Raw genomic sequence first — 11,386 nt, 5'->3', positions numbered from 1 at the left:
GGCGCTCAAATTATAGTGCCCGCCTCTCACTGTCACACCCACCCTGCATAACTGGCAGATATAGGTGCCCGGCACGGGGTTACCAGCACGACCATCGTGCCCTCGGTGCTCCAGATGCTGCTCGAAGCCGCGCCCGCGGGCGCCCTGCGCTCGGTCCGCGCGCTGTGGGTCGGCGGTGAGGCGCTGCCCAACGCGACGATCGCCCGCTTCACCACCGCCTCCGCGGGCAGGCTGCACAACCTGTACGGCCCGACCGAGGCCACGGTGTCCATCACCGCCGCCGATGTGACCGAGATCGGCGACGGGATCGTCCCGATCGGCAAGCCGCACTGGAACTCTCGCGCGTATGTCCTCGACGCCCGGCTGCAGCCGGTGCCCGTCGGCACGCCCGGCGAGCTGTACCTGGCCGGCGCGCAGCTGGCCCGCGGCTACCTCGGCAGCCCGGACAAGACGACCGAACGCTTCGTCGCCGATCCGTACGGTCCCGTCGGCGAGCGCATGTACCGCACCGGCGACCTGGTCCGCAGACTGCCCTCGGGTGACCTGACCTACCTGGGCCGCACCGACGTTCAGCTCAAACTGCACGGCCTGCGCATCGAACCCGGCGAGATCGAGGCCGCCTTGCGCACGCACCCGGCCGTCGCGGGCGCCGCGGTGGCGGTGCACCACGAACAGCTCGTCGGCTACGTCACCCCGGCGGCAGACCGGACCGTCGATGTCGCCGATGTGCAGGCGGTGATCCGAACCCTGTTGCCGCCGTACATGATTCCGCACCGGCTGCTGGTGCTCGACGAGTTCCCGCTCGGCGCGACCGGCAAGCTCGACCGCAAGGCGCTGCCCGCCCCCGCCGTGGAGATCCGCGAGTACCAGGCTCCCGTCACCGCGGACGAGCAGATCGTGGCCGAGGTGTTCGCGCAGATCATCGATCTGGACCGGGTCGGCCGCGACGACGACTTCTTCGTCCTCGGCGGTACCTCCCTGTCGGCGATCCGGGTCCGCGCCGCGCTCGCCGAACGCCTCGACATCGAAGTGCCGCTGCGCCTGCTGTTCAGCTATCCGCTGGTCAGCGACCTGGCACTGGCCGTGCGCGACGAGTCATCGGCCTCGGCCGCCGGCCCCGACCCGGCCGTCGACGCGATCCTCGACCCCGCGATCGACCTCACCGGCTGCGCACCCCAGCGCGCCGGCGACCCCGCCACGATCCTGCTCACCGGCGCCACCGGCTTCCTCGGCAGCTTCCTGCTGCGCGAACTGCTCGCGCAGACCGGCGCCACCATCCACTGCCTGGTCCGTGCCACCGACGACGCGAGCGCGGTGGACCGGGTCGTCGCGACCGCCGCGAAGCACAGCATCGACGTGACCCCGTACCTCGACCGGATCGTCGGCGTGCCAGGCGATCTCGCGCGCCCGAACCTCGGCATCGATCCGCTGCGCTTCGCCGAGCTGGCCGCCCGGATCGACGCGATCTATCACAACGGCGCGCTGGTCAACCACCTCGAACCGTACGGCCGGATGCGCGACGCCAATGTCGGTGGCACCACCGAGGTGCTGCGGCTGGCCACCACCACCCGGGTCAAGCCGATCCACTACGTCTCGACGTTGTCCGTGCTGGCCGGTATCCCGCAGGACAGTGGTGTCCCGGGCGGTCTGCCCGGTTACGCGATGACCAAGTGGGTGTCCGAGCAGCTGGTGCACACCGCGATCGAGCGGGGAATCCCCATCGCCGTCTACCGTCCCGGCTTGATCACCGGTGACTCCCGCACCGGCGTCGCTCCGGCCGAGGACGCCTGGTGGACCATGGTGCGCGCCATGCTGGTGCTCGGCGTCGCCGTCGATGTACGGGCGATCGGTGTCGAGATGGCGCCGGTCGATCATGTCGCGGCGGGCATCGTCCGTCAGTCGCGCGATGCCGCCGCGATCGGCACCATCTACCGGGTGGCGGGTGCCGAGGTGCCGCTGCAGGTGGTCTACGCGGAAATCCTGCGGCGCGAGTACCGATTCGACTTCATCGACCCGATGGAATTCGGCCTGGCCCTCACCACGGCCGCCGAGCGCGTGGACGCCGACCCGATCCTGGCCCGCGCGTCCGCGTTGAGCGGCAACTACGCCGCAGCTATCGCCCAGGCGACCCCGGCGACGGTCCTGAGCGCGGTGGAGTCGGCCGCACCCGCGGAGCCCTACCGCGGCCTGCCTATCGAATTCCCTGCGGTCGACGCCGCCGTCATCAGCCGCTACTTCGATCACTACATCGAGGTCGGTTTCTTCCCTGCCCCGGGCGCCGGGCAGCTCACCCCGGCCTGACATGTCTCGCGGGAGCCATGCTCCCGCGAACATGCGGCGAACCATTTCACATCCATCCACCCGGTGGTTCCGAATCAGATGCGAAGGAGTCTCTCTTCCGCAGCATTTGATAGGAAGGTTCGACATATGGGCACACAGCGGTGTGGAGTTCAGGTTCGGTCCCGCTCACTGCGCAAGACGCTCGTCGCGGGCATTCTCGGCCTCGCGGTGTTCGCCGCGAGCGCCCCGGCACTGGCCGAGACTCCGCCAGGCGCTGAGCCTGCGGCCCCGGATGTCGTCGCCACGGCGCAGGACCTGGTCCTCGACCTGAATCATGTCGGGCTCGCTTCTATCCCAGTGCCGAGCCTGCCGGTCCCGGTGGGCGAACCCGGCGGCACAGCGGATCCGATCGCGGTGCCCGTTCCCGCGCCGACCGATGTGCTGCGGATCGGCAATGTGCAGGTCGGTAGACCGGACTTCATCCCGCCCGAGGTGGTCGGCCAGTTCAACGACACACTCGGCGGTGCGGAGACCGCGCTGGCGCGGATGCTGGACGGGCAGGGGTTCGAACCCGCCCGATCCGATCAGATAGCCGCCAACGTGTTCGGCAAGGCCGCGCAGGGTGCGGCGGTCGGTGCGATCGTGGCCAGTCCGATCGCCGTGGCCGCCGCGATCATCGGCGTGGCCGTCGGCCTCGTGGTCGCACTCCCCTTCGCGCCCGCCGGGCTCGTCTTCATGCCCATCATCGCCGCCACCCTCGCCGTGGGCATGGTGGTGGCGCCGTTCGCCGCGGTCGGCGCGGGCGTCGGCGCTGTCGTCGGCGGCATCGAAGCGGCGCAGGCACCCGCACCCTGAGGCCGGGCCGACCCGCAGGAGCGGTGCTCCTGCGGGTCACGGCGATCAGCTCGCGTAGTCGTAGAACCCGCGACCGGACTTGCGGCCGAGGCGACCCGCGTCCACCATCCGGCGCAGCAGCGCGGGCGGGGCGAGGTGCGGCTCGGCGAACTCGGCGTACAGCGACTCCGAGGCGGCCAGCGCGATGTCGAGGCCGACGGTGTCCAGGAGGGTCAGCGGGCCCATCGGGTAGCCGCAGCCGCCCTTCATGGCCGCGTCGATGTCCTCGGCGGTGGCGTAGCCCGACTCGAGCATCCGGATCGCCGAGCACAGGTACGGGATGAGCAGCGCGTTGACGATGAAGCCGGAGCGGTCGCCGGCCTGCACGGTCATCTTGCCCAGGGTGTTCTTGGCGTAGTCGGTGACGGCGGCGGCCGCTTCCGGCGCGGTCACCAGGGTCGAGATGATCTCGACCAGCGGCATCACCGGCACGGGGTTGAAGAAGTGCACGCCGACGACCCGCTCGGGACGCTCGGTGGCACCGGCCACCTTGATCACCGGGATCGAGGAGGTGTTGGTGGCGAGAATGCCTTCCGGCTTCACGATCTTGTCGAGCTTGCCGAAGATCTCGTACTTCAGCGACTCGATCTCCGGGGCGGCCTCGATGACCAGGTCGCGGTCGGCGAACTCGTCCATGTCCAGGGTGACCCGCACGCGCGCGATGGCGGCGTCGGCCTCTTCCTGGGTGATCTTGCCGCGGGCGACGCCCCGGCTGATCGAGGTCGCGATGCGCTGCTGCGCGGCGTCGGCGAACTCCTGCTTGGTCTCGAGCACGAGCACCGAGCTACCCGCCTTGGCACAAACCTCCGCGATGCCGGCACCCATGGTGCCGCCACCGATCACTCCGATCAACTCCACTGCAGAACTCCCAACATCGCATTGCCCTGGCTGTCCCGGGGATTATTTCACCCGACCTGGCACTCAGTGCCACAGGCTGTCGATAGCGCAGGCCGATGGGCCCGAACGACGACTGGGCCGCCACCTCCTCGCGGGTGCCGGGGTGGCGGCCGAGCGGGTTTCGGCTCTCGGACCGGCGTCAACTCCGGCTCGTCAGGTTGCCGTCGGTCGCGACCGAGGAGCGAGTGCCTGCGGCCGTAGGCGAAGTAGACGATGACACCGAGGGCCATCCAGATCACGAACCGCAGCCAGGTCTCGATCGAGAGGTTGACCATCAGCCACAGGCACGCCAGCGCGCCGAGGATGGGGACCACCGGGACGAACGGGACGCGGAAGCCGCGCGGCAGATCGGGGCGGGTCCGGCGCAGCACCAGCACGCCGACCGACACCAGCACGAAGGCGACCAGGGTGCCGATATTGACCATTTCCTCGAGCGTGCCGAAGTCGACGAAACCGGCCAGCAGGGCGCAGACCACGCCGACGATGACGGTCAGCCGGACCGGCGTGCCCTTCTTGCCGGTCTGGGCGAGGCCGCGCGGCAGCAGCCCGTCACGGGCCATCGCGAACAGCACCCGCGTCTGACCGAGGAACATCACCATGACCACCGTCGACAGACCGGCGAGGGCGCCGATGGCGATGATGTTCTTCACCCAGGTCGCGCCGTGGATGGCGAATGCCGTGGCGAGGGTGGCGTTGCCGTCGGCGAGCTGGGTGTAGGACACCATGCCGGTGAGGATCAGCGAGACCGCGATGTAGAGCACGGTCACGATGGCCAGCGATCCCAGGATGCCGCGCGGGATGTCGCGCTGCGGGTTGCGCGTCTCCTCGGCGGTGGTGGCGACCACGTCGAAGCCGATGAAGGCGAAGAACACCAGGCTGGCCGCGGCGAGCAGCCCGTACCAGCCGAAGCTGGTGCCACCGGATCCGGTCACGAAGGCGAACAGCGACTGCCGCAGCCCTTCGGCTTTCTCCGACGCTTCCGCCGGCGGAATGTAGGGCGTCAGGTTCGACGGCTTGAAGTAGGTCGCGCCGACCACCAGCACCAGCGCGATCACCCCCAGCTTGATCGCGACGGCGATGGCCGAGACCCGCGACGACAGCTTGGTCCCGGTCGCCAGCAGCACACCGACCACCGCGATGATCACGACCGCGCCCCAGTCGAAGGTCACCGAGCCGAAGTGGATCACCGGCGCCGACGACCCGAGCACATTGCCCAGATACTGCGACCACCCCTTGGCGACCACGGACACCGCGAGCGCGAATTCCAGGATCAGATCCCAGCCGATGATCCAGGCGATCACCTCACCGAAGGTGGCGTAGGCGAAGGTATACGCGCTGCCCGCCACCGGAACGGTGGAGGCGAACTCCGCGTAGCACAGGGCCGTCAGCCCGCACGCGATCGCCGCGAAGACGAAGGCGAGCGAGACCGCCGGCCCCGCCACCGTGCCCGCGGTGCGTGCGGTGAGGGTGAAGATGCCCGCGCCGATCACCACCGCGACACCGAAGATCGTGAGGTCTTTCGCCGTCAGATCCTTGCGGAGCTTGGAATCGGGGTCATCGGTATCCCGGATCGACTGCTCGACCGATTTCGTGCGGAACAGGCCGCTCGTGATCGCCACTGTGGTCTCCTCTTCGAAACTCGGGCGCGCTCAGAGCGACCGGGGGATGGCGTCGAGACGGCGCTCGGCGAATCGGTTTGCGGCTGCACCGGTTCCGATGCCCTCGGCCTTGGCGGCGGCGATGATCTCGCGGCAGCGGGGGTAGATGTCGGCGACCTCGGCTTCCACCTCGGCGGGGGCGGCGGCGCGCAGCTCGCCCGCCACCTGGATGAGTCCGCCGCCGTTGGCGACGAAATCGGGCACCCAGGTGATGCCGCGATCGGTCAGCGCCTGTTCGATATCGGGAGTGGCGAGCTGGTTGTTGGCCGCGCCGCAGATCAGCTTGGCCTCGATCGTCGCCGCGCTCGACGCGGTGAGCGTGGCACCCATCGCGCACGGGGCGTATACGTCGACCGGCGCGGTCGACACCGCGGACAGCAGCCGCACCGCGGGCTGTTCCGCGGCGATGCGCCGCAGCGCCGCCTCGTTCACATCCGTGACGCAGACCTCGGCGCCATCGGCCAGCAGCAGGGCGGTGAGCTCGCGGCCGACCTTGCCGACACCCTCGACGCCGACCGTGCGACCGGCCAGTGTGGGTGCGCCCCACACGGATTCGGCGCCCGCCCGCATCGCGTGGAACACGCCGAGCGCGGTCAGCCGGGCGCTGTCACCGCTGCCGCCGGCGGCGACGCTGCGGCCGGTGACGTAGCGGGTGTGCTTGCCGATGACATCCAGGTCGTCGGTGTTGGTGCCCACATCGCCGGCGGTGATGTAGCGCCCGCCGAGCGTCTCGACGAAGCGCGCGTAGGCGGCGAGCAGTTCTTCGCTCTTCATGGTCGCCGGATCACCGATGATCACCGCTTTGCCGCCACCGAGGTCGACGCCCGCGGCCGCCGCCTTGTAGGTCATGCCCCACGACAGTCGCAGCACGTCCTGCAAGGCCGCGGACTCGTCGGCGTACGGGTAGAAGCGAGTCCCGCCGAGAGCAGGGCCGAGCGCCGTCGAGTGGATCGCGATGATCGCCTTCAGCCCGGACCTGTCGTCCTCGCAGTACACCACCTGCTCATGGGCGCGGGCGCTCAACTCGTGCGATCGGCCGAAGACTCCTGCCTCGGTGTGCACAACGGTCACTGTCGATTCCTTTCCTGTTGCCGCCCACCACGGGTCGTGCCCTCGGTGCGGCGGTGTGTGGTGCCGCGGGTTCGCGGCGGTGTTGTCGTGCCGCGGGCGCGGCGGCGTTGTCGTGCCGCGTGCGGCGGCGAGGGTGTGCGGCGGATGTGGTGCCGCTGCTCCGGGTGGTTTGGCGGCGCCGCAGGTTCGCGGTGTTGTGCGGGTGCAGCGGTGTTGTGGTGCCGCGGGTTCGCGGGGGATGCTGTGGCGCCGCGGGGTGCGGCGCCGGCGCGTCCCTTGTCAGTGGTCGATGCCGAGCTCTCGGAGTCCGGCGCGGTACAGCTCGACATTGCCGAGCTTGACGTCCTCGTAGCCGCGCACGACATCGGGAAGAGCGGCGGCCGCGGTGGCCGTGTCGTAGTTCTCCGGGGCCAGGTCGCTCGCCAGGCGAGCCACCATGGCGGTGTAGTGGGCCAGCAGTTCCCGCTCGATCTTGCGCACGTGGGCGTAGCCGAAGGGATCGAGCCGGGTGCCGCGAAAGAACTTGCCCTTCGCGAGAACCTTCAGCGCCACATGCGATTTCGGTGCGAGCCCGATCTTCTTGTGCCGGCCCATCGCGCGCAGAGCCGGGGGATGCAGCTTGTAGGTGAGCTTCTCGCCGCCCGGCACCTGGGCCTGCACCTCGGCGAGGAAGGCGGGATCGACCAGCAGCCGTGCCACCTCGTACTCGTCCTTGTAGGCGGTGAACTTGTACAGCCCCCGCGCCACCGCTTCGCTGAAGTCGGTCTGCTCGGTGACGGCCCGCTCCGCCGACCAGGCGCGTTCGACGGTCTCGACATACCGCCGGGCCACCCTCGCGTTCTGGTAGCCGACCAGCTCGGCCGCCCGCAGTTCCACGAGCCGCCGCACCTCGCCCTCGAAGCTGGTGTGCGCCAGCACTTCCGCAGGGACAACCGGCGGGGTCCGCCGTGGCTGCCCCTCATCGACAGCCGCGGCGAACGCCGCCGGATCCGCGACGGCGACGCGCCCCCAGCGGAAGGCCGCGATCGTCGCGTCCACCGCGACGCCGTTGATGCCGATGGCCTCCTCGATCGCCGCGACGGGCAGTCGCAGCCCACCGGACTGGACGGCAGCGCCGACGATCAGGAAGTTGGCCGCCGCGGTGTTGCCGAACAGGGTCCGCGCTGCCGCGAGTGCGTCGAAGTGGCTGATCGAATTCGTCACCGTCGCAAGCCGATCCAGCAGCGTCTCGGCGGCGGGATGGCTCACCGACTTGTTGTAGACCATGTCGCCGGTCGGGGTCTCGCTTGTCGAGGCCACCGCCACGGTGCTTGCCGCGTCGCCGTACTGGAGAGAGCGGGGATCGGTCGCGGTGAGCAGATCGACGGCGAGCAGGCAGTCCGCGCTGCCCGGGGTGAGCCGGTTCGACGGCTCCAATTCCGTTGTGGAGAACCGCAGGTGGGACACCACCGGCCCGGCCTTCTGGCTCAGGCCGATCTGATCCAGGCTCTCGACCTCGTATCCGGCCCGCAGGGCAGCGGTGGCCAGGACCTGATTCACCGTCACGATGCCGGTGCCGCCGATGCCCGCGATCAGCACGTTCTGCGTCCGCTGCGGTGCGTCGGCGCCGGGGTCGGCGACCACGGGCGGCTCGACGGCCTTGCGGTGCTTGGTGTTTCGCTTGTCCTTGTCCGGGACCACTTCCACCGTGACGAACGACGGGCAGTCGCCGTCCAGGCAGCTGTAGTCGGTATTGCACGAGGTCTGATCGATGCGGGTCTTGCGCCCGAACTCGGTGTCGACGGGCTGCACGGACAGGCAGTTCGACTTGGTGCCGCAGTCGCCGCAGCCTTCGCAGACGGCCTCGTTGATCACCACCCGGGTGTTGCGGACCGGCAGCGCGCCGCGCTTGCGCTGCCTGCGCGCATCGGCGGCGCAGTGCTGGTCGTAGATCAGTACGGTGACGCCCTCGACCTCGCGCAGCAGCCGCTGCGCCTCGTCGAGCCGGTCACGATGCCACAGCAGCGTGCCCTTGGCCAGCGCCCGCTTGTTGTGACGCTTCGGTTCGTCGGCGCAGATGATGATCTTGCGGACGCCCTCGACGGTGAGCTTGTGGGTCAGCTGCGCGACGGTGAGCCCGCCCTCCACGTCCTGGGCGCCGGTCATCGCGACGACCTCGTTCCACAGCAGCTTGTAGGTGATGTTCACCCCGGCCGCGACGCAGGCTTGCACGGCCAGCTGGCCGGAATGGAAGAACGTGCCGTCGCCGATGTTCTGGAACAGGTGCGGCACGTCGGTGAACGGCGCCTGGCCGATCCACTGGCTGCCCTCGCCGCCCATTTGGGTCAGCCCGGTGACCGCGCTGTCGGCGCGGCCCGACATCGTCACCAGGGTGTGGCAGCCGATACCGCCGCCGCCGATCGAGCCGTCGGGCAGCGCGGTGGAGCGGTTGTGCGGGCAGCCGCTGCAGAAGTAGGGCGTCCGCTTGGCGGAGAGGACCTCCAGCGGAAGTGCCGGGGGCGCCGCCCTTTTCAGCTCCACTCGGCCACGCAGCACCCGGCGCAGCGGGGCCAGCAGCCGGCCCGCGGTGAGTTCGCCGTCAACCGGCATCAACCGCGCGCCGCGCTCATCCTGCTTACCAAGCACGCGCGGTGCGTCCGGGGCGCCATAGAGGATCTCGCGGATCTGGGTCTCGATGAACGCGGTCTTGTCCTCCACCACGATCAGCTCGTCGAGACCGCGGGCGAACTCGGTGACTGCGGCCGCGCCGACGGGATAGGGCATGCCGATGCGCAGCAGCCGGATTCCGGCCCGGTGCATGGCCGCCTCGTCGACGCCAAGGTCGAGCAGTGCCTGGCGGACCGCGTCGAAGGTGGTCCCGGTGGCCGCGATGCCCACCTTCGCCTCGGCCGGATCCACCTCGATGGTGTCGAGGGCGTTGGCCGCCGAGAAGGCCTGCACGGTCGCCCAGCGCGGCCCGTAGAGGTCGGCCTCGGCGAGCACGCTGTCGGTCGGCGCCGCCATCGGACGTTGCCGATAGGTGAAAGGCTTTCCCTCCCACTGCACTTCGGGCACCGTGACGGCGAGATCGGCCACGTCCGCGTCGACCGTCCACGCCCCGTCGGCGACATCGGCGACGATCTTCAACGCCACCACGCAGCCCGAAGCCCGCGACATCGCGATGCCCTGCATCCCGAGGGTGATGATCTCCTCGGCGTTGCGCGGAAACAGCACCGGCACGCCCATCGCGGCCAGCGAACGCTCGCTGACGGCGGGCACCGTCGACGACTTCGACGCCGGATCGTCACCGACCAGCAGCAGGACGCCGCCGCGCGGGTTCACGCCGTACATGTTGGCGTGGCGGATGGCATCGGTCGCGCGGTCCACACCCGGCCCCTTGCCGTACCAGACGCCGACCACACCGTCGTGGGTCGCCCGCCCGGCGGGCAGGTCGGCCTGGCTGCCCCACACCGAGGTGGCGGCCAGCTCCTCGTTGAATCCGGGAACGAAGGTGATGTCGTGTTCGGTGAGCACGTCCGGCATGCCGAGCAGCATCTTGTCCACCGCGCCCAGCGGGCTGCCCTGATATCCGGACACGAATGTCGCGACCCGTCGCCCGGCGCGGATATCGCGCACATGCTGTTCCACGAACAACCGGGCAATGGCCTGCACGCCGGTGAGCAGGACCGGACCGGCCCCGGAGCGATAGCGATCGGCGAGGTCGTAGGGCGCGGCAGGCTCGGCCTGCGGCCGGGCGGTCGGACAGACGACGGTGGTCATAGACGCCTCACCACACTTTCCACAACCCAGATCGTGAGCTGCGCAACGAAGGAACTTGCTATCGGTGCTGCGAAATGTGCCGTGGAGGGGTAATCGGTGTCAACAGTCAGTCGAAAAGTTGATCAGTCTGCTCAAAAGTGATCTGCGCCACTGGGATGGATGTGTCAATCTGCTCGAGGTGGAGAGACCTACGTCACATCACGGCTGGTTCGTCCGCTTGGTCAGATGGTCGACCAGCGGCAGGCTCCGATACTTGATCGGAGTGGCCAGCGCGAGCATCGTCTCGGTGTGATTCACGCCGTCGATGGCATGCACCCGCTGGATGATTTCCAGCAGATCCTGCTGCGATCGCGCGGCGATGCGGACCAGTAGATCGGCGCGACCGGTGGTGGCGTGCACCTCGAGCACGTGCGGGAAGTCGCGCAGTGTCTCGATGATCGGATCCATCTTGTTCTGATCGAGTTCGATGCCGAGGAACGCGTGCACGGCGAAGCCGATCGCCTGCACATCGATATCGGGCGGATAGCCGCGCACCGCGCCCGTGGATTCCAGCCGCTTCATCCGCGCCTGCACCGTGTTGCGGGCGATGCCGAGCCGCTGTGCCAGCTCGAGAATCGGCGCACGCGGGTCGCGCGCCAGTTCGGCCAGCAACGCGGCGTCGAGAGCATCGAACTTGATGGTCATGCCGCATTGTGGCACGGCGGAAACCGGCCCCGCTCGGAGGAAGCTCTGCGGGAACCGATAAGGTGATACAGGGGGTTACAGGTAGTTTTCCCTCGTCGTCGCGATCTATCCGGAGATTTACATGGGCCCCTTGTCGGTTGCGC

Annotated in this window: 7 protein-coding genes; 2 read left to right on the top strand and 5 right to left on the bottom strand. The window is 69.3% G+C overall.

Annotated features, from left to right (window positions below; translation table 11 throughout):
• The first annotated feature begins 51 nt into the window (after positions 1-51).
• The gene (locus ACFWPJ_RS13370; RefSeq protein WP_378850622.1) at positions 52-2,301 is read left to right on the top strand and encodes a thioester reductase domain-containing protein; all 2,250 of its coding nucleotides are present in this window, start codon (positions 52-54) and stop codon (positions 2,299-2,301) included.
• A gap of 126 nt (positions 2,302-2,427) precedes the next feature.
• A complete protein-coding gene (locus tag ACFWPJ_RS13365) occupies positions 2,428-3,135 on the top strand; it encodes a hypothetical protein (protein WP_378850620.1) in 708 nt (235 codons plus the stop codon).
• Between the two features lie 45 nt (positions 3,136-3,180).
• On the opposite strand, the gene ACFWPJ_RS13360 is transcribed toward ACFWPJ_RS13365, so the two are convergent.
• The 5 genes from ACFWPJ_RS13360 to ACFWPJ_RS13340 form a co-directional block, all read right to left on the bottom strand.
• A complete protein-coding gene (locus ACFWPJ_RS13360) occupies positions 3,181-4,032 on the bottom strand; it encodes a 3-hydroxybutyryl-CoA dehydrogenase (RefSeq protein ID WP_378850617.1) in 852 nt (283 codons plus the stop codon).
• Positions 4,033-4,079: 47 nt separating this feature from the next.
• The gene (locus tag ACFWPJ_RS13355) at positions 4,080-5,690 is read right to left on the bottom strand and encodes an APC family permease (protein WP_378850614.1); all 1,611 of its coding nucleotides are present in this window, start codon (positions 5,688-5,690) and stop codon (positions 4,080-4,082) included.
• 30 nt (positions 5,691-5,720) lie between these two features.
• Entirely contained in the window at positions 5,721-6,800 is a 1,080-nt protein-coding gene (locus ACFWPJ_RS13350; RefSeq protein WP_378850611.1) for a Glu/Leu/Phe/Val dehydrogenase dimerization domain-containing protein, read from the bottom strand.
• A 279-nt stretch (positions 6,801-7,079) separates the two neighbouring features.
• Positions 7,080-10,559 carry an indolepyruvate ferredoxin oxidoreductase family protein gene (locus ACFWPJ_RS13345; RefSeq protein ID WP_378850608.1) on the bottom strand — a complete coding sequence of 1,160 codons (3,480 nt, stop codon included), beginning with the start codon at positions 10,557-10,559 and terminating at the stop codon, positions 7,080-7,082.
• Between the two features lie 198 nt (positions 10,560-10,757).
• On the bottom strand, positions 10,758-11,243 hold the full coding sequence (locus tag ACFWPJ_RS13340; protein ID WP_378850605.1) for an Lrp/AsnC family transcriptional regulator: 486 nt from the start codon (positions 11,241-11,243) through the stop codon (positions 10,758-10,760).
• Positions 11,244-11,386 lie beyond the last annotated feature (143 nt).

This window comes from Nocardia sp. NPDC058497 (assembly GCF_042720195.1).
GTDB lineage: Bacteria > Actinomycetota > Actinomycetes > Mycobacteriales > Mycobacteriaceae > Nocardia.
The sequence above is the reverse complement of the archived record's forward strand: the minus strand, read 5'-3'. Positions and strand labels throughout refer to the sequence as shown.